The sequence below is a fragment of the Streptomyces sp. CB02923 genome (assembly GCF_001905005.1).
In the GTDB taxonomy this organism is placed as follows: Bacteria; Actinomycetota; Actinomycetes; order Streptomycetales; family Streptomycetaceae; genus Streptomyces.
The window spans coordinates 484657-504827 of the sequence record NZ_LWKZ01000026.1; the positions used below are offsets into that span (position 1 = coordinate 484657).

The 20171-nt window shown below is 71.5% G+C and carries 19 protein-coding genes; 9 read left to right on the forward strand and 10 right to left on the reverse strand.

Annotation, left to right across the window (positions count from 1 at the left end; all coding sequences use genetic code 11):
• Positions 1–6: 6 nt before the first annotated feature.
• The 3 genes from A6A06_RS33650 to A6A06_RS33660 all read right to left on the reverse strand — a co-directional run bounded on the left by A6A06_RS33650 (position 7) and on the right by A6A06_RS33660 (position 1730).
• Positions 7–216, reverse strand: a complete 210-nt coding sequence (locus A6A06_RS33650) for a hypothetical protein (protein WP_073766704.1) — start codon at positions 214–216, stop codon at positions 7–9.
• 189 nt (positions 217–405) lie between these two features.
• Complete coding sequence (locus A6A06_RS33655) at positions 406–978, reverse strand: GNAT family N-acetyltransferase (RefSeq protein ID WP_073766706.1); 573 nt, start codon at positions 976–978, stop codon at positions 406–408.
• A 92-nt stretch (positions 979–1070) separates the two neighbouring features.
• Positions 1071–1730, reverse strand: coding sequence for an alpha/beta hydrolase (locus A6A06_RS33660; RefSeq protein WP_242441084.1), 660 nt, complete (start codon positions 1728–1730; stop codon positions 1071–1073).
• Between the two features lie 197 nt (positions 1731–1927).
• Between A6A06_RS33660 and A6A06_RS33665 the strand changes: the two genes are divergently transcribed.
• Positions 1928–2401, forward strand: a complete 474-nt coding sequence (locus A6A06_RS33665; RefSeq protein WP_242441085.1) for a hypothetical protein — start codon at positions 1928–1930, stop codon at positions 2399–2401.
• Positions 2402–2682: 281 nt separating this feature from the next.
• Here the strand turns inward: A6A06_RS33665 and A6A06_RS33670 are convergent, their stop codons facing one another.
• The 5 genes from A6A06_RS33670 to A6A06_RS33690 all read right to left on the reverse strand — a co-directional run bounded on the left by A6A06_RS33670 (position 2683) and on the right by A6A06_RS33690 (position 8496).
• Entirely contained in the window at positions 2683–4293 is a 1611-nt protein-coding gene (locus tag A6A06_RS33670; protein ID WP_073766712.1) for an amidase, read from the reverse strand.
• A 421-nt stretch (positions 4294–4714) separates the two neighbouring features.
• The gene (locus tag A6A06_RS33675) at positions 4715–5341 is read right to left on the reverse strand and encodes a LysE family translocator (protein WP_073766714.1); all 627 of its coding nucleotides are present in this window, start codon (positions 5339–5341) and stop codon (positions 4715–4717) included.
• Between the two features lie 196 nt (positions 5342–5537).
• Entirely contained in the window at positions 5538–6419 is an 882-nt protein-coding gene (locus A6A06_RS33680; protein ID WP_073766716.1) for a LysR family transcriptional regulator, read from the reverse strand.
• A 140-nt stretch (positions 6420–6559) separates the two neighbouring features.
• Entirely contained in the window at positions 6560–7597 is a 1038-nt protein-coding gene (locus A6A06_RS33685; protein WP_073766718.1) for a D-alanine--D-alanine ligase family protein, read from the reverse strand.
• 215 nt (positions 7598–7812) lie between these two features.
• Positions 7813–8496: a hypothetical protein gene (locus tag A6A06_RS33690; protein ID WP_073766720.1), complete on the reverse strand. Its 684-nt coding sequence runs from the start codon at positions 8494–8496 to the stop codon at positions 7813–7815.
• A gap of 496 nt (positions 8497–8992) precedes the next feature.
• Here A6A06_RS33690 and A6A06_RS33695 point away from each other — a divergent pair, with 496 nt between their 5' ends.
• From A6A06_RS33695 to A6A06_RS33710, 4 genes are all read left to right on the forward strand, one after another.
• A complete protein-coding gene (locus A6A06_RS33695) occupies positions 8993–9607 on the forward strand; it encodes a DUF4142 domain-containing protein (protein ID WP_242441086.1) in 615 nt (204 codons plus the stop codon).
• 158 nt (positions 9608–9765) lie between these two features.
• On the forward strand, positions 9766–11265 hold the full coding sequence (locus A6A06_RS33700; protein ID WP_079194541.1) for a DUF1996 domain-containing protein: 1500 nt from the start codon (positions 9766–9768) through the stop codon (positions 11263–11265).
• Positions 11266–11281: 16 nt separating this feature from the next.
• A complete protein-coding gene (locus tag A6A06_RS33705; RefSeq protein WP_073766724.1) occupies positions 11282–11767 on the forward strand; it encodes a hypothetical protein in 486 nt (161 codons plus the stop codon).
• Between the two features lie 258 nt (positions 11768–12025).
• A complete protein-coding gene (locus A6A06_RS33710; RefSeq protein WP_079194542.1) occupies positions 12026–13069 on the forward strand; it encodes a methyltransferase in 1044 nt (347 codons plus the stop codon).
• Between the two features lie 77 nt (positions 13070–13146).
• Here A6A06_RS33710 and A6A06_RS33715 read toward each other — a convergent pair whose 3' ends face one another.
• Positions 13147–14463: an MFS transporter gene (locus A6A06_RS33715; protein ID WP_073767184.1), complete on the reverse strand. Its 1317-nt coding sequence runs from the start codon at positions 14461–14463 to the stop codon at positions 13147–13149.
• A 122-nt stretch (positions 14464–14585) separates the two neighbouring features.
• Here A6A06_RS33715 and A6A06_RS33720 point away from each other — a divergent pair, with 122 nt between their 5' ends.
• The 3 genes from A6A06_RS33720 to A6A06_RS33730 are packed head-to-tail and all read left to right on the forward strand — an operon-like array spanning position 14586 to position 17493.
• On the forward strand, positions 14586–15380 hold the full coding sequence (locus A6A06_RS33720) for a (Fe-S)-binding protein (RefSeq protein WP_073766726.1): 795 nt from the start codon (positions 14586–14588) through the stop codon (positions 15378–15380).
• Positions 15377–16852: a lactate utilization protein B gene (locus tag A6A06_RS33725; protein WP_073766728.1), complete on the forward strand. Its 1476-nt coding sequence runs from the start codon at positions 15377–15379 to the stop codon at positions 16850–16852. The genes A6A06_RS33720 and A6A06_RS33725 overlap by 4 nt, the downstream gene beginning before the upstream one ends.
• Positions 16849–17493 (forward strand): LutC/YkgG family protein, encoded by a 645-nt coding sequence (locus A6A06_RS33730; RefSeq protein ID WP_073766730.1) that lies wholly within the window; start codon positions 16849–16851, stop codon positions 17491–17493. Before A6A06_RS33725 ends, A6A06_RS33730 begins: the two co-directional genes overlap by 4 nt.
• A 58-nt stretch (positions 17494–17551) precedes the next feature.
• On the opposite strand, the gene A6A06_RS33735 is transcribed toward A6A06_RS33730, so the two are convergent.
• Positions 17552–18541, reverse strand: coding sequence for a hypothetical protein (locus A6A06_RS33735; protein ID WP_073766732.1), 990 nt, complete (start codon positions 18539–18541; stop codon positions 17552–17554).
• A gap of 421 nt (positions 18542–18962) precedes the next feature.
• Here A6A06_RS33735 and A6A06_RS33740 point away from each other — a divergent pair, with 421 nt between their 5' ends.
• Positions 18963–20138, forward strand: coding sequence for an SGNH/GDSL hydrolase family protein (locus A6A06_RS33740; protein ID WP_073767186.1), 1176 nt, complete (start codon positions 18963–18965; stop codon positions 20136–20138).
• Positions 20139–20171: the final 33 nt, after the last annotated feature.

Sequence of the window (20171 nt, forward strand, 5' to 3'; positions counted from 1 at the left end):
AGGCGGTCAGCCGATTTCGAGAAGCCAGGTCCCGTCCGGGTTCTCGCTGCACATCCAGGGGCCCTTGTGGTTCGTCTTCTCCATGCCCTGCTTCTCACACGTCGCGTGATCGGGCACGGTGAACCGCTCTTCCGCCTGCGCAGCGCCCATGCTGATCGTGGTGGCTACCGCGACACCGGCCAGGACGACGGCTGCCTTGGTGAACTTCTTGCGCATGTCCTTGTTCCTTCGACGTGCTTGCGTGGACGCGTCACACGCTGCCCGGCAATCCTGTCGTCACACTAATGGATTACTAATCCCTGACTAATGGTCAACACAATGGGTCGCAAGGTCTCCCTTGCGCTACGGCAACCGGCAGGGATGCGGCGTGGTGCTGGCACTGGTCCTGATGCTGACGCTGGCGCTTCAGCCGAGGAAGCGGCTCATGTACAGCGCCGTCTCCCCCTCGGACGCGGTGCCACTGTAGAGAGACGTGTCCAGGCCGCAGAAGCCGAACCCCATCCGCTGGTACGCGCGGATCGCCGGGCCGTTGACGTTCGTGACCTCCAGCCACAGATGCCCGGCGCCGCACTCCCCGGCCCGGTCGACGGCGTGGTCCATCAGCGTGCGTCCGATGCCCCGGCCCTGGTACGGCCCGTCCACCTCGATGTCGGCGATGATCAGCCGCCGGTTCCAGGGCTCGTACTCGGTGTCCACATAACCGCACACACGGTCGCCGTCGAGCGCGACGAAGCGTTTCCCGCCGTCCGGCGGCCCGTCGCTCCCGGGCTCGTCGTCGGGAAAGACCTTGTGAACCGGCGGGTCCAGCCGGGCGGGCCGGAGGGTGAACCCGTCCTCGGTGCCGACCACCTCGTAGACGGTGTCCGAGATGAACTCGCCCTTGATGACGGCGGACCGGTCCTTCTCGCTCGCCGCCGTCCGGTAGGTGATGGCTCCGACTGCCTCATGGTCCGCTGATGTGCTGTCAGTTGGCGCCATGCATTGATCATATCGTTCAGGTTGTTTCGGCCAGGTCGCATCGTTCAGGTCGTATCGGTCAGGTCGTTCGTTCCGGCGCCTGGCAGCAGCCCTCACCCGCTGGTGCGCGGCAGCGCCCTGATGATGTCCCTCCGGTCCTGCGGCTTGCCGGCCAGCCAGGCGCCGAGCTGGTGACCGGCTCCCGCGAGCCGGAGTACGGAGAGGTCCGCGCGGGTGGACAGCGCGGCGCGGATCAGTTCGGTCGTCCCGTCGGGGATGACCGTGTCCTGTTCCGGTACGACGAGGAGCGCGCGGCCGTCGAACCGCGCGTAAGTGTCCAGCGCCTGGCTGTCACGCCAGCTCTCCGGGCGCCGGATCAGCTCGGTGAACCCGGCGCCGAAGGGGACGTCCCAGGCGTCCTTCGCGTAGATGCCCGGCGCGCAGAGGACGATGGCCGCCACCCGCCCGCCGTACAGGTCCACCAGGTCGGCGACGGTCTGGCCGCTCATACTGAATCCGACCAGCACCAAGGGGCGTTCATCGTCGAAGACTTCGTCGATGACGGCTGCGGCCTGGTCGCGCCGTCGCCGGAGGCTGAGGTCGGGCAGCGCTCCCGTGCTCTCCCCGTGGCCCGAGAAGTCCAGCACGACGGCAGGGTGCCCGTATGCGGCGAAGTCCTCGGCGAACGGCAGGTTGCGTTCCTTGTCACCGGTGCCGGCGCCATGCATGATGACGACGCCGCAGGCCCCGGCGCTTTCGTCTTTCGGTGTCACGGTGCAGAGGCTGAGGTGTTCACCGTCAGCGGCATGCACGGCTCTGCGTATGACGGCACTCATGGGATCTCCCGACGTGGTGGTAGGGCGAATGCCTCCTCGGCGTCACCGCACGAAGCACCGGAGCATCGCCGGGGCCGTCGTGTCTCCGGTGAGAGGGGCAGCGTATGGGAAGTCTGTTGAGAGGAGTCTCCCGTATGCACTGGGCGGAACTGCGCCACTCGCAGGGGGAGACGGCTGCGAGCGTCCCGTCCCTGTTGTCCCGGATCGTGTACGGGGGCGAGGACGCCGCCCGCCAAGCAGCCGACGACCTCGGCGAATGCGTCTGCGGATTGGGGTTTGTCGTCGGTGAGGCAACAGCCCCTGCGGTCCCGTTCCTCCTGGAGCTCGCCGGGACACCGCACGTACCGTGCAAGACCGAGTTGCTGGAGCTGCTGGAGAACATCGGCCGGGCCGATGTATGGCACGCCTCCGCCTCGACGGCGCGGAACACCAAGCACTCCCCGAGCTACCGGGAGCAGCTCGGCTGGGAGGCAGCCTCCCGCGCGACCGTACTCACGGGCCGGCCGGTCGTCGAACGGCTTGCCTCGTCCGTACGGCCGGAGGAGGCCGAACCCGCGCGGAAGCTGCTGCGGGCGATGGACGAAGTGCCTCCGTTTTCGGCGGTGTGAGCAGAGCCGGGCAGCCTGACCAGGCCCGTCCAACCAGAGCCGAGCGCCCCCCTCTCGGACAGCGCACCTCGCCGCCGTCGCCGGCCTGACGAGGAGCGAGGGCACTGCCCAGGAGTGTTTACGGCGGAGTGTTCACGGACACGGTGGCGTGCGCACGGACACGGCAGCGTGCGCACGGACACGGTGGCGTGCGCACGGACACGGTGGCGTGCGCACGGACACGGTGGCGTGCGCACGGACACAGCGGCGTGCGCACGGTCAAGGTGACGTCGACAGCCGGCTCACCGGGAGTCGCCGCTGCCCAGCGACGGCAGGTACCGCGGTGCCCGCCAGGCGTCCAGGCGGTGTTCCACCGCGGCCCCCAGCGCCAGCAGCTCGGCGTCCTGGTGGTTTCCGGCCGTCAGGAGCAGGCCGACGGGCAGTTCGCCCACGGCCCCGGCGGGCACCGACAACGACGGGTACCCGGCGACGGCCGCGGGGGTGGAGGACGGGATCACGTCATTGTCACCACGTGCGCAGTCGGTCGTCCACGCGGGCGGGTTCGTCGGCGCGGCGATGGCGTCCAGATGATGGGCGGCCAGGGTCTCGTCGATGGACCGCTGGGAGAGGTCCTTCAGCTCGGCGCGCATGGCGCGGTACTTCGGGTCGGTGGTGGGAGGCGCGGCGAGGGCCTGCTCGAACAGTTCCTGGCCCGCGAAGCAGGTGTGCTCGGCCGGATGGGTACGGTTGAACTCGATCAGTTCGGCGAGGTTCCGCGGGCCCTTGCGGGTGGCGAGGTAGGCGTCGATGTCCCGGTGGAATTCGCTGAGCAGGGCCGGGAATTCCAGTTCGGCGAGCCGATTCTGGTACGGGGGCGTCACCTCGACGACCTCGGCTCCCGCCTTGCGCAGCTTCGCCGCCGTACGGGTCATCACGGCGTCCACCTCGGCGCCGAGCGAGGGCAGCCGCCACAGGCCGATCCGTTTGCCGCGCAGTCCGCCGGGGTGCTTCGCCACCTCCGCGAGGGCGCGGGTGGCGTCCTCATGGCGCCCGGTGTCCCCGCCGCTGAGCACCGAGAGGGTGAGCGCGGCGTCGGTGACGTTGCGTGCCATGGGCCCCGCGGTGTCCTGCTCGGCGGAGATCGGCACGACGCCTGCGCCGCTGACCAGGCCGAGGCTGGGTTTGTGGCCGACCACCCCGTTCATCCCGGCCGGGCACACGATGGAGCCGTCCGTCTCGGTACCGATCGCCACCTGCGACAGGGACGCGGCGAGCGCGGCGGCCGAACCGGAGGAGGAACCGCACGGGTTGCGGTCCAGTACGTACGGGTTGTGGGTCTGTCCGCCGACCGCCGACCAGCCGGACGTCGGCTTCGTCGCGCGGAAGTTCGCCCATTCCGACAGGTTGGTCTTGCCGAGGATCACCGCGCCCGCTTCCCGGAGTCTGGTCACCAGGGTGGCGTCGGTGTCCGGCGGGCTGCCGGCCAGGGCCAGCGATCCGGCCGTGGTGGGCATGTCGTGGGTGTCCACGTTGTCCTTGAGCAGGACGGGGATGCCGTCCAGCGGTCCCAGGGTGTCGCCGCGCCGGTGTCTGGCGTCGCTGGCGGCCGCCTGGCGCAGGGCCGTGGGGTCGGTGCGCAGGACCGCGTTGATCCTGGGGTTGACGGCCTTGATCCGTTGCAGGTAGGCCCGGGTCAGTGCCGAGGAGGTCAGCGAACCGCCCGCCATCCGCGTCTGCAGCTCCGGGATCGTCACGGTGTCGAGATCGATGCCCGGCACCGGGGACGACCCGGCGGACGGCGGCGAACTGCCCGCTTCGGGCTCGGCGGCTGCCGCGCGGGGTGTCGGCCCGCTCGTAGCCAGGGAACTTGTGACCAGGACGGCAATCAGTGTGGCAACTCTCCGCTTCACCATGAGGGACAGCGGACTACACGGGGCGCTTCCGGCGCAAGAGCTTCGCTCCGCGTCCGCGTGCACGCCTTCGCGCCGGGCCACCGGTCCGGTCGGAGGCCCCCTGTGCCACCGGGGTCACCTGCGCTAATGTCTCGCGCCCGCCTGCGGTGGTGCTGAGGCAGCGCAATCCGGCCGGAAACACAGGGGGCTGGGTCCACCGGTGCCGAGGTGAAAACTGCAGTGAAGATCGACGGCCGTGCCTCTAGGTGTGCTGTCCCGGCACGTTGCCGAGTTGCAGGCTGATCACTCTCCGGGGCGTCAACCGCCGCGGGATTTGCGGTGGTTACGGCAACGTCTGCGTGGATGCCGAGGTCAAGCGGTACCTGGCCACCGGGGGCCTCTTCAGGTGACTGACCGGGCCCGGGTCCGGTTTCGGGTCGTATCAGGTCGTGGCTGTCCAGGCGAGGCGGGTGGCGAGCAGTAGGATTGCGCCGTTTCCGGTCGCGGCCAGGGTCAGGCGGCCCCGTTTGCCGGTGAGGATGCGTCCGAGCAGGGCGCCGCCCGCGGCGAGTAGTGCCTGCCAGCTGGCCGAGGCGGCGAAGGCGGCGGCCACGAAGACCGCACCGGCGGCGGTCGAGGGGGAAGTGGTCTGACGGCCGATGACCAGGGCGCCGAAGTAGACGACCGTGACCGGGTTGAGAAGCGTCAGCCCGACCAGGCTGGTGTAGGTGCGTAGCGGGGACGTGCTGGTGGCCGGTGCCCCAGGGTCTTGCGTCCGGTGTGCGCGCACTGCGGCCGTCAGACCGCGCAGGGCGATGAGTACGAGTACCGCCGCGCTGACGAGTTGCATGGGGCGGGCGACGGAGACGAGCGCGTGGGCGAGCGCGGCGCCGCCGACTACGGCGATGAGCGCGTACAGCCCGTCCGCGGTGGCGACGCCGAGTGCGGCTGCCATGCCCTGGCGCAGCGAGACCCGGGCGGAGAGCGTGACGATGAGGACCGCCATGGCTCCCACCGGCATGGCGATGCCGTAGCCGGCGAGCAGTCCGGTCAGGAGCGCGTCGGTCATCTTCGTTCGGCGGAACGCGTGGAGTTCCGTTTGTGGAAGGGCTCGGCCATGTTGCTCAGCGTCCCATGGGGTGCCCGGCGGGTGGGGCCGGATGTCGCCATGCCTCTTCGGGCCGCGGATCGCCGCAGCCCACCGGTCCGCCATGCCTCCTCGGACCGCGGACCGCGGACCGCGGCTGGCCATCGGCCCGCCATGCCTACGCGCTCGCGGCCTTGGCGGTTTTCCCCGTGGCCAGGACCTGGCGGGCGAGGGCGAGCAGGTCCGGGACGGCCGGGTGTCCCGGGCCCTCGCGCCAGGCGAGGACGACGAGGACGGGAGGTGCGTCCGCGAGCGGGCGGTGGACCAGCGAGGGGTGCATGTGGTTGCTCGGGGTGGCCGACGTGGAGATGCCCACGGAGCGGCCCGCGGCGATGGCGATGAGCCACTCGTCGGTGTTGGTCACCTCGACCGCCGCGACCGGCCGGGCCGTTGGCGGCCACAGGTCCATCGTCGTGGTGCCGGAGACGGTGTTGAGGGCGATCGTGTACGCGGCGAGGTCCGCCAGGGTGATCCGGGGCAGAGCCGCCAGCGGGCTGTCCGCCGGCATGACCACCACCCGTTCCTCCGACATCAGCGGTTCCGTGCGGAGTCCTACCGCGGTGACGTCGCCGCGCAGCAGGGCCGCGTCGGTCCTGCCCTGAGTGAGGCCCGCCGTACGGTCGTCGATGCGGAGCAGTTCCAGTGGCGTGCCGGGGCGTGTCTCGTCCCAGCGGCGCAGCAGCGGGACGGTGTGGTCGCCGAGTGCCGCCCAGGTGTGGCCGAGGCGCAGCGGCCAGTGGTGCAGTCCGCGAGGGTCGAGGGCGGTATCGGCGGCGGCGAGGGCTGCGCGGGCCTTGTCGCGGAACATGCGGCCCTCGGCGGTCAGTTCGAGGTGGTGCGTGGAACGGTCCACGAGCCGGGCGCCCAGGTGGTCCTCAAGTTGGCGCAGGGTGCGGGAGAGCGCCGGCTGGCCGACGTGGAGGCGGGCGGCGGCGCGGGTGACGTTGCCTTCATCGGCGATGGCGACAAAAGCGCGCAGGTGCCGCAGCTCGATGGTCATGTATCGGAAGCATAACCGGCCCGGTCCTGGCGTTTGGCGGGGCGGCGACCGGCCGTATTCCGCTGGGGGCGGCGGTCGCGTAAGTGGTCATGACGCCGCCCGGCGCGCTGTCGCGCTGTCGCACCGGGCGGCGTACGGGCTCAGTGCGTCGCGAGGTCCACGATGCGCTGGATCAGGTCGGGGTAGGTCCAGCCCGCCCCGGCCGCCGCGAGCGGGACCAGGCTCGTCGCCGTCAGGCCCGGGAGGGCGTTCACTTCGAGGCACATCGGCTCGCCGGCGGCGTCGCAGCGGAAGTCGGCGCGCGAGTACGTGTCGCTGCCGAATCCCAGGGCACGGTGCGCGCGCAGAGCCGACTCCCGCAGCCGGGACGCGAAGTCGTCCGGGATCCGCGCCGGGCACACCTCGCCGGCCGCCCCGGGCTGGTACTTGGCCGCGTAATCGAAGACCGGTGCCGTCAGCTCGATCTCGATCACGGGAAGCGCCTGCTCGCCGAGCACGGCCACGGTGAACTCCCGCCCCGGCAGGAACGGTTCCACCAGCAGGTCCTCACCGTCGGAGCGCACTTCGGCGGCGATCTGCTCCAACTGCGACAGCGAGTCGACCCGGTGGACCGACACGCTCGAACCGTCCGCGGCCGGCTTGGCCACCACCGGTCCGGCCGACACCAGCCGTCGCACGTACTGCGGCACCTCGGACGCCCCGGGCCGCCACAGTGCCCGCTCGGCCACCGGCAGACCTGCCGCGGACAACACCGCCTGCGTCCGGCCCTTGTGCCACGCGGCCGCGCAGGTCGCACTGTCCGCGCCGGTGAACGGCACACCGGCCATCTCCAGCAGCGCCTGTACGTGCCCGTCCTCGCCCCAGCCGCCGTGCAGCGCGAGGAACACCAGGTCGGCGCCGCGCAGCAGTTCCAGGACCGGGCCGCCGGTGAGGGCGGCGTACATGTGCGACCGGAGCCGTTGCCGGTCCGAGCGGGACGGCGGCTCCTTGCCGACCACGACCCCGTCGACCACGTCACCGGGGCGCAGCGGACCGGCCAGGACCGGCTCCGCGGCGGCCGGGTCGACCAGTACCACCTCGTGCTCCCGCTCCAGCAGGGCCCGGGTGGCCGACCAGCCGGAGGCCAGCGAGACGTCTCGCTCCGAACTCTCTCCACCACACAAGATGACAACACGCATACCGGGAGTCTGCCGCACGCGCACGGCGCACGCCCGTACCCGCGCGCCGCGTCGCCGTCGCACGCGCCACCGGGCGGTCGGACGGTCGGGCGGAGTGGGGCTCGTGCGTCATCTCCAGTGGCCGAGCCGGGGCGGGCCGTGAAGGTCACGCACGGGGACACGGGCCCGCCCCGGCCGGCAGTCAGCGGCCGTGGCCGGTCACTGGCCGCGGCCGGTCACTGGTGGACGTCGAACGTCGTCCGGGCCGGGCGGAGGGTGTGGGACGGGTGCGGCAGGCGGACGTCCGCCGTGCCGGTGCCCTCGAAGAGCCGCTCGCCCGCCTTGACCGGCGCGACACCGAAAGCGCTCTTGAAGGATGCGGCGCCCTGGCTGGTCAGCGTGAAGGTGACGCGCGCGGTGACCTTGCCGGAGGAGACCCGTACCTGCTTGCGGTCCAGGGTGAACGCCAGGAACGCCGCCCTGGCGGGCCGGGTGCCCCGGACGTCCCCGGAGACCCGTCCGGTGGCGAAGTCCGCCTTCAGGTGGTTGACCCGCAGGTAACGGCCGCCGCGCGTGAACTCGAAACCTCCGTCGAAGCGCAGCTCGCCCTTGGAGAGGCTGCGGTTGAACGTCCCGCCGGTGATCGGCGTGGTGACGCACCTCCGCTCGCGGGTTCCGGAGAGCCGGGCCGGGCGGACGGCGTTGAGCCGTACGTGCGCCTTGGCGAGGGCGCGGTGGGCCCCCGGTGCCAGGCAGAACTCACCGTTGCCCTGGCCCACCCGGGTCAGATCCCCCTGGGGCGCGGGCACCGGGCGCGGGCTCTCCGGGGCGGCGGCCAGCGAGATGCTGCCGCCCAGTGGCGCGGTGAGGGCGAGCGCGGTCACACAGGCCGTGGTCAGCAGGCGGCGCGGTGCGGACATGGGGACGTCTCCTTCACGTACGGCTGCGGTCGGCCGCGGCTGACCGGCAGCGTTGCTGTGTTTGCTGAAGGTATTGACGTTCCGCTGTCCTTGGTGACGCTCAGCGCATCAAATCACCCGATTGCCGCGTATTTTGTGGTGTGTCGCCCCGGGATTCACGGGCCGCAAGGGCGTAAAGGGGTACGGGGCGGCGCGAGGGGTGCAGCGAGCGCGGCCCGCACCAGCGGCCGACGCACCGGCAGCGCCCAGTACGGATCGACGCGGCCCGGCGCGGCCCGGCATCCTAGCAAGCGGACTCCGCCGTGGCGGTTCTTTGTGCGGTTGGCGCCAACAAGGCGAAGGCCGCCCGGCACCGCATTAGCGTCCTCTTTCCCGTCACCCGGAGAAGGAGGACACCTTGCGAAGCGTCGGACGGCGGCGTTCGGTGATCGGCGGTGTCCGGTCGCGATTCTCGGTGGGGACCGGGCTGGTCATTGCCGGGCTTTCCCTCACGGCCGTGGCCATCCTGCTGCCGGTGCAGCTTTTCGCGAGCAGTGGCAGCGCCGCGGACAGTTCCGCTCCCGCCGCGCAGGACGACGGGCTCGGGGTGTGGAACACGCCGTCTGGTCCGCTGTCACCGCTCGACCGTGAATTCGTCAGGAAGGTACGGCAGGCCGGGTTGTGGGAACTCCCCGCGGGGCGGCAGGCGTTGCGACGCGGAACGCGGCAGGCTGTCCAGCACGCGGGCCGGCATTTGATGGAAGGGCACACCGATCTCAATCAGCGTGCAGCCGACGCGGCCCGCACCCTGGCCATCACGCTCCCCGGGCAGCCGACCGGTGAGCAGCAGGGCTGGCTCGCCCAGCTCGACGCGGCCGAAGGTGACGCTTACGAGCGGCTGTTCGCGAATCTGGCGCGCCGCGCACACGGCAAGGTCTTCTCCCTCGTCGCCCAAGTGCGGTCAGGCACCCGCAATTCCGTGATCCGGGATCTGGCCACGCGTGCCAACAACGTCGTCCTCGATCACATAACAGCTCTGGAACAGACCGGACTGGTCGACTTCGGCGCACTCGCCGACGGACCGGCAACCGGCGGGCCCGGTACGGCTACGGTGGCGCCGCCGCCCGCGTGATCCCGTCGCGTACGGGAGGTGGACTTCCGTCTCCGTCGCGTTTCCACAGGGTTTCAATTCCCAGGACCGCATCTCCCAGAACCGCATCTCCCAGGGCCACATTCCGCAGACCGCATTCCGCAGGAACGGTGAACCGCGAAGTGAAGCGAAGTGATGACATGAAACGGCAGAAGCAGAACCAGAAGCAGAATCAGAAGCAGAATCGGATACCGGCGTGGGCGCCGCGTCCGCACAAGAGGACGCGCCTGTCGAAGCGGAGCGGAGCGCTGATCGTCGCGGCGCTGGCCGCGTGCGGCGGTACGGCACTGATCGCCGCACAGGCGCTGGCCGGTACCGGCGGCCCCGGCACCGCCCGGCCCGAACTCTCCGGCGAAGGCGGCACGGGAGGCCCGGGAGGCCGCCCCCCAGGCACCGCGCCCAGCCGGACGATCAGCTGCCCGGACGTAGGGCAACGGCTGCGCAGCCTCCCGGCGCAGGCGGCGCCCGAAGTGAACCGGAACCTGGGGCAACTGGAAGCACAGGTGGCACGGGCGTTCCAGCGGTGGTCGGCCGCCCCCGGCACACAGGGCCGGGTGCTGGGCGCGCTGGAGCGGGACCGCAGTGCCGCCATCGGGCGCATCACGGACGCCCTGCGCCGGGCCGGTGAACAGCCCACCGCACTCGACCGGCTGAGCGCGTGCCGGACGACGGAGATATCCGCCGCAGCGCAGAGCGCTCCCCGCGGCTCGCAGGACGGAAACAGTGCGGACAACGGACCTTTCCGCGACGACTTCGTCGACATCACCACCGTACGGCCGAACGACCGGAACGGCAGAGCCCAGAACGGCGGAGCTCAGGACGGCAGCACCCAGGACGGGCAGGGCGGTTCCTTCCGGTCGGAATGCGGGCGCAACGAGAACGGGCACAACAATCCGGACAACCTGATCGTGGCGCCGGGCGTGAGCAACGGCGCCCACCACATGCACGACTACGTCGGAAATCTGGAGACGGACGCGTTCTCCTCCGACAACGAACTGGCGCGGGCGGACACGACCTGTGGCAACGGGGACAGGTCCACCTATTACTGGCCGGTGCTGCGGCTGCGGGACAACGGCCGGGAGCGGGACGCCGACGCGCCCGGCGGCGGGCAGGACGGCAATGTGGGCACGATCCTGCGTCCCGTCGATGTGTCGCTGACCTTCGACGGGAACGGAGCGGGAGAGGTGACCGCCATGCCGCCTTTCCTGCGGAACCTCACCGGTGACGCGAAAGCGCTGACGAACGGGCCGTCCCAGGCGCACGCCTCGTGGAGCTGCACCGGTTTCGAGGACCGGCAGTTGCGGAACAAATATCCGCTCTGTCCCCGGGGCAGCGAGGTCGTCCGGTCGCTGGAATTTCCCAGTTGCTGGGACGGGCGCAACATCGACAGCGCCAATCACCGTACGCATGTGGTCTTTCCGGGCGGGAACGGGCGGTGTCGGAACGGCTTTCGGGCCATTCCCCGGCTGGTGCAGCGGCTGACCTACACCGTTCCCCCGGGCACGCTGTACGCGGTGGACAGTTTTCCCGACCAGTTGCACAACCCGGTCACGGACCACGGCGATTTCATCAACCTGATGCCGCAGCGTCTGATGCGCAAGGCCGTGGACTGCATCAATTCCGGCCGTGAGTGCCGCTGAAAGGGAGGGCCTTCCCATGAGGTTTCCGTCCGGGCCGACGCTTCCCCTCCTCGCGGCGGGTGCCCTGTCCTGTGCGATCGTCGTGACCGGCTACGCGAACGGCGGTCCCGCCCCGCCCGCGCAGCCCGCCCGGCACACCGCGCCCACCGCTCCCCCGCCTCACCCGCCCGGCCCGTCGACCACCTCGCCCGCGCAGCCCGCCCAGCCCGCTTCCATGGCCCGGATCGCCTCCGCCCTCGGCTGCCGCGCCGACGTCATCATCGAGGCCCAGGAGCTGCGAGAAGGCGGCTGCACCACCGGCGCCGGTGTCTTCCGCATCCTGACCTTCAGCAGTGACGGCAAGAAACGCGCATGGCTCACCGAGGCCCAGGCGTACGGGGGCACCTACCTCGTCGGCACCCGCTGGTCGGTCACCGGCCCTTCCCGGAGCGCGCTGCTGCCGCTGCGGCGCGCCCTGGGCGGCACCATCGAGTCGGGCACCGGACACGGCCACACCCCCTGACGGCACCGAGCCGCAGCCAGCGACGGCACCGAGCCGCGGCGCGCCCCTCCCCGATCGTGCCGTCCCGCCCGCGCCAGGGCGGGACGGCGCCCCTTCCCCCGCTCCCGGGCACCGTCTTCGGTGCCCGTTTTCCGTGTGTGACAGCCTCCCGGCGGTGGTAGTGATCACGGGCACGGACGTATGTTCGCGTCCGTAAACTTCCGTGCGATCCCCGCACGTCCCCCGTATCACCCCCGTATCGATCCCTGGAGGCATCCCATGGAATCCCCGCACCCCGTCGCGCCGACCGCGTCCCCGCTGCCGCTGATGCAGTTAGCCACCGGGTTCTGGGCATTCAAGACGCTGGCCACCGCCGACGAGCTGGGTCTGTTCGGTCTGCTCGACCGGCTGGGCGGCGGAACGGTCGAGGAGTGCGCCGAGGAACTGGAGATCGGCATACGGCCCGCGGGGATGCTGCTGACCGGCTGCGCGGCGCTGGACCTGCTGGAGCGCCACGGGGACGGCCGCTTCGTCAACTCGCCGCTGACCGACGCCTATCTGGTGCCGGGCCGCCCGTACCACTTCAGCGGCTGGCTGCGGATGCTGGACCAGCGGCTGTACCCGGGCTGGGGCCGGCTCGGCGAGGCCGTGCGCACCAACCGGCCCACCACCTGGGACCCCGACAAGCAGCCGCACCTGTTCGACACCGAGGACCCGGGGCTGCTGTCCGTCTTCTGGGAGGCGATGCACGCGCTGTCGTCGTGGACCGCGCAGCGGCTCGGCGAAGTGGTGGACCTCACCGCCGGGGCGCGGCTGCTGGACGTGGGCGGCGGTTCCGGTGCGTACGCCATCGAGCTGTGCCGGCGGCATCCGGGGCTGAAGGCGACGGTGTACGACTTGCCGAAGGTGTGCCCGGTCGCCGAACGCAACATCGCCGACGCCGGGCTCGACGACCGGATCGGCACCCACCCCGGCGATTTCCTCGCCGAACCCGACCTGCCCGGCGGGCACGACATCATCGTGCTGTCGATGATCCTGCACGACTGGGACGAGGACACCAACCGCATGCTGCTGGACAAGTGCTGTGCGGCGCTGCCGCCGGGCGGCACCCTGGTGATCAGTGAGCTGATGGTCGACGACGATCTGACCGGGCCCGCGCCGGCCGCCCTGATGAGCCTGAACATGCTGGTCGAGACCGAGGGCGGCCGTAACTACACGGCGGCGGAGTACAGCTCCTGGCTGACCGACGCCGGGTTCGCCGAGGTCCGCAAGGTGTCGTTCGAGGCGCCCGGCGCCAACGCGGCGATCGTCGCCCGCAAGTGACGCTGCCGGTGTGATGCGGCGTGCGGGCCGTTCGCGGCGTGCGCACGGGCCACGGCCGGCCCGCGCGCACGGCCGCCTCAGGTGTCCAGCTTCTGCTTGGCGGTCTCCGGCAGGGTCAGGTACACGACGAAGGAGATCAGGCAGAGCGCGGAGACGTACCACGGGAACAGGTCCGCGTGCCCGGCCTGCTTGAACCAGGTGCCCACGTACGGTGCGGTGCCGCCGAAGAGGGCCACGGTCAGCGAGTACGGGAAACCGATGCCCGCGGCCCGTACGCGGGCCGGGAAGACCTCGGCGTTCACGGCCGCGGCGACCGCGGTGTACCCGGTCAGCAGCACCATGCCCGCGCACTGCACGAGCAGCAGCGACAGGAAGGCATCGGTCACCAGGTGCAGCAGCGGTACGGCGAGCACCGCGAAGCCCAGCGCGAAGCCGAGCAGCAGCGGCTTGCGGCCGATGCGGTCCGAGAGGAGGCCGCCGAGCGGCTGGAGCAGGGCGAAGAACAGCAGCGACAGGGTGCCGACGGTGAGCGCTTCGCTCTTGTCGAATCCCGCGTTGACCTGCGCGTACGTGGGCAGGTAGGTGGTCCAGGTGTAGTACGCGAGGGTGCCGCCGGCGGTGATGCCGCAGATCAGCAGGGACTGGCGCGGGTAGCGGCGCAGCGCCTCGAAGATGCCGGGGCGGGCGGCGGCTTGCTGCTCCTCGCTGCGTGTCTCGCGCGCACCGCTGCGGATCCACAGTCCGAGCAGGCTGAGCACCGCGCCGATCAGGAACACCAGGCGCCAGCCCCACTGTCCCATCTGGCCCTCGGACAGTACGCCCGCCAGGAGGGCGGCGGTGCCGGACGCCAGCAGCTGGCCGGCGGTGGTGGAGACGTACTGGAAGCTGGAGAACAGCCCGCGCCGGCCGGGCCCGGCGGACTCGACGAGGAAGGTGGTGGAGGCGGCGAACTCACCGCCCACGGAGAGCCCCTGCACGAGCCGGGCGACGACGAGCACGACCGGCGCGAGGACGCCGGTGGCAGCGTAGGTCGGGGTGACGGCGACGAGCAGGCTGCCGCCGCCCATCAGCAGGATCGTCAGAGTCAGCGCGGCCCGGCGGCCACGGCGGTCGGCGACCGCGCCCATCAGCAGTCCGCCGACCGGCCGCATGAAGAAGCCCACCGCGAACACCGCGAAGGTGGACAGCAGCGGCACCAGCGAGTTGCCGGTGCCCTTCGGGAAGACCCGCTCGGCGATATAGACGGCCAGGAAGGAGTACGCGTACCAGTCGTACCACTCCACGGCGTTGCCGACCGACGCCGCGGCGAGCTGCCGCAGCTGCGACACCTTCCGCGGCGCGCCGTCCGGCGCCCCCTCCTCCGTCACGTTCTCGGCCTGCTCCGCACGTGTCATGGTCCTCCGTTCCGGGTCCTTCTCCTTCGCCCGCCGCTGGGGCAGGATGAGCCGACAGGTGATCATGTACCGGTGAGGCGGCCCGCCGCCAGCGGCCACGGCAGCCGAAAGGAGATGGCAACGTGCGCGTAGCACTGTTCGTCACCTGTATCAACGACACGCTCTACCCGGACACCGGCCGGGCAGTGATCACGCTGCTGGAACGCCTCGGGGTCGAGGTGGGATTCCCTGAGCAGCAGAGCTGCTGTGGCCAGCCGCAGTTCAACACCGGCTACCGGCATCTGACGGAACCGCTGGTGCGCCGCTTCGACCGTGCCTTCGCCGATTACGACTACGTGGTCACCCCCTCCGGGTCGTGTGCGGCAATGGTGCGCGACAACTATCCGCGGATCGCGGCGAAGGCCGCGGCCGAGGGGCGCGGCGGGCGGGAGCTGGCGCGGGCCGCGGCGAGCGCCGTACCGAAGACGTACGAGCTGACCGAGTTCCTGGTCGACGTGCTGAAGGTGACGGACGTCGGCGCGTACTACCCGCACACCGTCACCTACCACCCCACCTGCCACGGCCTGCGGATGCTGGGCCTGGGCGACCGGCCGCGGCGGCTGCTGGAGCGGGTGCGGGGACTGGAGCTGCGGGAGCTGCCGGGCGCCGAGGAGTGCTGCGGCTTCGGCGGCACCTTCGCGGTGAAGAACCCGGCGGTGTCGGCCGCGATGGGCGCCGACAAGGCGCAGGCCATCCGGGAAACGGGGGCCGAGGCGGTCTGCACGGTCGACAACTCCTGCCTGCTGCACATCGGCGGCACGCTCCAGCGGCAGGGCGCGGCGGCCCGGCCCGTGCACATCGCGGAGATCCTGGCCGCCACGGAGGCCGACGCACGGGGGCCGGTGCCCGCCGCCGTCACGGAAGGGAGCCCGCGATGAGCGGCACGTATCTCGGTATGCCCGCGTTCCCCACGGCCGCCGCGTCCTCCACACAGGACGCACGGCTGCGCGGCAACCTGCGCCACGCCACCCACACCATCCGCGACAAACGGGCCAAGGCGGTCGCGGAGCTGGACGACTGGGCGCGGCTGCGGGCCGCGGGCGCCGCCGTCAAGGACCGTACGCTGCGCCACCTCGACCACTACCTGGAGCGGCTGGAGGAGTCGGTGACGGCCGCCGGCGGGCAGGTGCACTGGGCGGCGGACGCCGCCGAGGCCAACGCCATCGTGGCCCGGCTGGTGCGGGAGACCGGCGAGCGCGAGGTCGTCAAGGTCAAGTCGATGGCGACGCAGGAGACCGGGCTGAACCGGGCGCTGGCCGAGGCGGGCATCAGCGCGTACGAGACGGACCTGGCGGAGCTGATCGTGCAGCTCGGCGACGATCTGCCGTCCCACATCCTGGTGCCCGCGATCCACCGCAACCGGAGCGAGATCCGGGACATCTTCCGCGAGCAGATGGGGCGTTGGGGCCGCCCGGCGCCGGAGGGGCTGTCCGACGCGCCGTCCGAGCTGGCGGAGGCGGCGCGGCTGCATCTGCGCGAGAAGTTCCTCGACGCGAAGGTCGGCGTCTCCGGCGCCAACTTCATGGTGGCCGACACCGGGACGCTGGTCGTCGTGGAGTCCGAGGGCAACGGCCGGATGTGCCTGACCCTGCCGGAGACGCTGATCTCCGTCGTCGGCATCGAGAAGGTCGTGCCGACCTGGCAGGACCTGGAGATCTTCCTCCAGCTGCTGCCCCGGTCCTCGACCGCCGAGCGGATGAACCCGTACACCTCGATGTGGACCGGCACGACGGACGGCGACGGGCCGGACACCTTCCACCTCGTGCTGCTGGACAACGGGCGCACCGACACCCTCGCCGACACGGTCGGCCGCCAGGCGCTGCGCTGTATCCGCTGCTCGGCCTGCCTGAACGTGTGCCCGGTGTACGAGCGGGCCGGCGGGCACGCGTACGGCTCGGCGTACCCAGGACCCATCGGCGCGATCCTCACCCCGCAGATGCGCGGTACGGCGAGCGAGCTGGACGCCTCACTGCCGTACGCGTCGTCGCTGTGCGGCGCCTGCTACGAGGTGTGCCCGGTGGCCATCGACATCCCGGAGGTGCTGGTGCATCTGCGGGAGCGGGTGGTGCAGGGCGGCCGGGTGACGCGGCGCGGTGTGAAGACCGTCGTCAAACCGGCCAAGGGGCATGCCGCGGAGCGCGCCGCGATGCGCGCGGCGGGGTTCGCGTTCGACCACCCGGGGGTGCTGCGTACGGGCCAGCGGCTGGCGGCCCGCACCCGGCGGCTGCATCCGCGCCGCCTGCCGGGCCCTGGGCGCGCCTGGTCGGACACCCGGGATCTGCCGCCGGTGCCGGCCGAGTCCTTCCGTGACTGGTGGCGGCGTACGCGTGGAGAGGAGCGGGACAGGTGAGCAGCCGGGATGTGGTGCTGGCACGGGTGCGCCGGGCGCTGGCGGACGTACCGCGCGGTGAGGGGTACGAGGATCCGCCGGTGCCGCGCGACTATCTGCGCGTCCACGGCTCCCGTACGCCAAAGGAGCGGGTGGCGATGCTGGCGGAGCGTCTCGCGGAGTACCGGGCGCTGGTGCACCACTGCACCACGCGGGACATGGACATGCTGATCATGCGGCTGCTGGCCCACCACGGCTCGCAGACGGTGCTCGTGCCACCGGGGCTGGACCCCTGGTGGATGGCCGCCGCCGATCCCACCCGTATCCACGACCGGGCGGCGAGCACCACCCGCGAACTCGACACGGTCGAAAGTGTCGTCACCGGCTGCGCGGTGGCCATCGCCGAGACCGGCACCATCGTGCTGGACGGCTCGCCCGACCAGGGACGCCGCCGGATCTCGCTCATTCCCGACCATCACATCTGCGTGGTCCGCGTGCCGGACCAGGTCGTCGACTCGGTGCCGCAGGCACTCGAACGCCTCGATCCGGAGCGGCCGTTGACGTGGATCTCCGGCCCGTCGGCGACCAGCGACATCGAGCTGGACCGGGTCGAAGGGGTGCACGGGCCGCGGAAGCTGGAGGTCGTGCTGATGTCGGAGTGAAGGCGGTGGGGACATGGCCGGGACGAGAGCGGGAAGGGGCACGCGGGACGGTGCGCCGTCACTCGTACATGACGTACTCCGGCTGCGGCCGCAGTGCCAGGACCTCCTTGTGGGTCATCAGGCGGCTGCCCTCGGTGTCCTCGTCGTAGAAGAGCTTGAAGCCGGTGTGCATCCCGCGGGGCAGCTTTCTGACCAGGTCGTTCCAGGTGCCGCGCTTCAGCCCCGGCGAGCCGATGCCGTCGGCGCATTTGATGGCGGCGACGCCGGGCTGCGGCCGGAACGCGTGCTGGTCCTCGACGACCGAGGTCGCCACCTGGTGGAAGACGAAGGCCTTTTCGGGCAGGTCGTGTTCACGGACCAGGCCGGAGAGGTAGCGGGCGATGTCGGTGAGTTCACCGCCGTCGGTGCTCCCGTAGGTGTCGCCCGGTTTCTCGTCCGGGCCCATCTCCCACTCGGGGTCCAGGGCGACGCCCACGTCCGGGTGCACCAGCCATTCTCGCAACGCCTTGACCTCGCCGAGTGCCGAGGCGCGGCCCGGCTGGATGTTCAGGAGCAGCAGTGCGCGGTGCTTGCGGGCGGCTTCGTGGAAGCGGCGGACGGTGTCGGCGGACGTCCGCGAGCGGTAGGTCCCGTCGGGGCCCGCGCTGGAATTGGCGACCACGGCCAGCAGTTCGAGGACGGGCAGCGGCTCGCGGTCGGCGGCGTAGGTCTGCGCCAGCTTCTCGATCTCACGGGCGCGTTCATCCAGGTCGCCGATGCCGAGGCGGCCGAGCGCGGCGGCTCCTGGCAGGCCGCAGTAGCCGGCGAGCTGGTGACGGGGGAACAGTTCCCGTCCGCCGCGCGGCAGCTGGGGCCGCTTCTTGGCCGGCCTGGGTGACGGGCTGCCGGTCCGGCCGCTGGGGGTGCCCGCGGTCCGGGGCGGTGCCGCGCCGGGTGGTGACGCGTCGCCGTCCGCCGCCCCGGCGCAGGCGGTGAGGAGACCGAGGCCGGCCGCCGCGGTGGCGGCCAGGGCGCCGCGGCGGCCCAGCTCGGATGCGCTGTCGAGCACGTCGCCTCCGTAAGTCCGTAGGGGTGTCGGGAGTTCGTAAGGGGCTCGGGAGTCCGTAGAGGAGTCAGAGGAGTCGGGGTGTCCGTGGAGGATTCGGGGGGTCAGGGTGCTGTCCGGTGGGGTGTGTGCCGTTCGCCTTGCCGAGCTTGATCGAGTGAAACTCCACTCGGCACGCTCTCTGATCTCTCACGATCAAGATTGCGCCAACCTTGACCGGCCGGACGGACCCGGACGGACCCGGACGGACCCAGTCGGATCTGGACGGACCTGGACGGCCTCGGGCGGACGCCGCCGTCCCCGCAGCGTGACCCTCCCGTTGGTAGGCACCCGATGCGTACGTATCCCCGGGATCTGGGTGTCCCCCCGCCCGCTCGGCAGGCTCGTGTGCACCGCAACGACGAGCGAGAAGTGAGTGGTCATCATGAGTGGCGACACCGTGTGGAACGCCGGCTGGAGCACCGCCGTACAGCGCCCCAGCACCGGATTCGACAAGAACTGGGCCGAGGAGGGGTTCGCCGACCAGACGGTACGTCAGGTCGTCCGGGTCACCGGCTCCGGCACGGCGGCCCGCGTCCGCCTCTCCAACCGCTTCGGCGACACTCCCCTGGAGGTCGGCGGCGCCGCTCTCGCCCGTACGGACCAGGGCGCCGCCGTCCAGGACGGGACGACGCGCCGGCTGACCTTCGCGGGCGCCGGATCGGTCCGGATTCCGGCGGGCGGCGAGGTCTGGAGCGACGCGGCCGAGCTGTCCGCGGCGCCCTTCGACCGGCTCACGGTGAGCCTCTACTTCGCGCGGCCGACCGGTCCCGCGACCTTCCACGCCCAGGCGTTCACCACCGCCTACCGCGCCGCGGGCGACCAGCTGTCCGCCGCCGACCCGGCCGTCTTCGGCGAGACGACGGTCTCCTGGTACTTCCTCGCCGACGTCGAGCTGGCGGGCGGCCCGGCCCGGCGGGACACCGTGGTGGCGTTCGGCGACTCGATCACCGACGGCTTCGCCTCGACCACCGACACCGGCCGCCGCTACCCGGACGCGCTCGCCGAACGGCTGGCCGCCGCTGGCCTGGACCGCCCGGTGCTCAACGCCGGGATCGGCGGAAACCTGCTGCTCAACGACTCGGCCTGGTTCGGCGAACGGGCCGGTGCACGCTTCCGGCGGGACGTCCTGGACAAGCCCGGGGTGCGGACGGCGATCGTACTCGTGGGCCTCAACGACATCGGCTTCAGCGAGGTGGGCGCGGACGCGTTCCCGACGTACCGGCCGAATCCGGATCTGTCCGCCCCGCAGATCATCGACGGCTACCGCGGTCTGATCGCGGAGGCCCGAGCGGCCGGGGTACGGATCATCGGTGGCACGATCATGCCGTTCCGGGGCTCCGAGTACCACACGCCGCACGCCGAGGCGAAGCGCCGGGAGATCAACGCGTGGATCCGCACCTCCGGCGCCTTCGACGCGGTCGCCGACTTCGCGGCGGCACTGGCCGATCCGTCGGCCCCCGAGGCGCTGCTGCCCGCGTACGACAGCGGCGACCGCAAGCACCCGGGCGACGCCGGTTACCGGGCGATGGCGGAGGCGGTGGATCCGGCGGCGCTCTGAGCGGTGTGCCGCCCCGGCCGGCCGAGGCGGGCG

Excerpts from the sequence above, each read along its gene's own strand:
- A6A06_RS33665 (WP_242441085.1), top strand. The coding sequence starts at position 1,928 with ATGCACTGGGCGGAACTGCGCCACTCGCAGGGGGAGACGGCTGCGAGC.
- A6A06_RS33715 (WP_073767184.1), bottom strand. The coding sequence starts at position 14,463 with ATGACACGTGCGGAGCAGGCCGAGAACGTGACGGAGGAGGGGGCGCCG.
- A6A06_RS33700 (WP_079194541.1), top strand. The coding sequence starts at position 9,766 with ATGAAACGGCAGAAGCAGAACCAGAAGCAGAATCAGAAGCAGAATCGG.
- A6A06_RS33705 (WP_073766724.1), top strand. The coding sequence starts at position 11,282 with ATGAGGTTTCCGTCCGGGCCGACGCTTCCCCTCCTCGCGGCGGGTGCC.
- A6A06_RS33655 (WP_073766706.1), bottom strand. The coding sequence starts at position 978 with ATGGCGCCAACTGACAGCACATCAGCGGACCATGAGGCAGTCGGAGCC.
- A6A06_RS33650 (WP_073766704.1), bottom strand. The coding sequence starts at position 216 with ATGCGCAAGAAGTTCACCAAGGCAGCCGTCGTCCTGGCCGGTGTCGCG.
- A6A06_RS33680 (WP_073766716.1), bottom strand. The coding sequence starts at position 6,419 with ATGACCATCGAGCTGCGGCACCTGCGCGCTTTTGTCGCCATCGCCGAT.
- A6A06_RS33685 (WP_073766718.1), bottom strand. The coding sequence starts at position 7,597 with ATGCGTGTTGTCATCTTGTGTGGTGGAGAGAGTTCGGAGCGAGACGTC.
- A6A06_RS33690 (WP_073766720.1), bottom strand. The coding sequence starts at position 8,496 with ATGTCCGCACCGCGCCGCCTGCTGACCACGGCCTGTGTGACCGCGCTC.
- A6A06_RS33675 (WP_073766714.1), bottom strand. The coding sequence starts at position 5,341 with ATGACCGACGCGCTCCTGACCGGACTGCTCGCCGGCTACGGCATCGCC.
- A6A06_RS33710 (WP_079194542.1), top strand. The coding sequence starts at position 12,026 with ATGGAATCCCCGCACCCCGTCGCGCCGACCGCGTCCCCGCTGCCGCTG.
- A6A06_RS33670 (WP_073766712.1), bottom strand. The coding sequence starts at position 4,293 with ATGGTGAAGCGGAGAGTTGCCACACTGATTGCCGTCCTGGTCACAAGT.
- A6A06_RS33740 (WP_073767186.1), top strand. The coding sequence starts at position 18,963 with ATGAGTGGCGACACCGTGTGGAACGCCGGCTGGAGCACCGCCGTACAG.
- A6A06_RS33725 (WP_073766728.1), top strand. The coding sequence starts at position 15,377 with ATGAGCGGCACGTATCTCGGTATGCCCGCGTTCCCCACGGCCGCCGCG.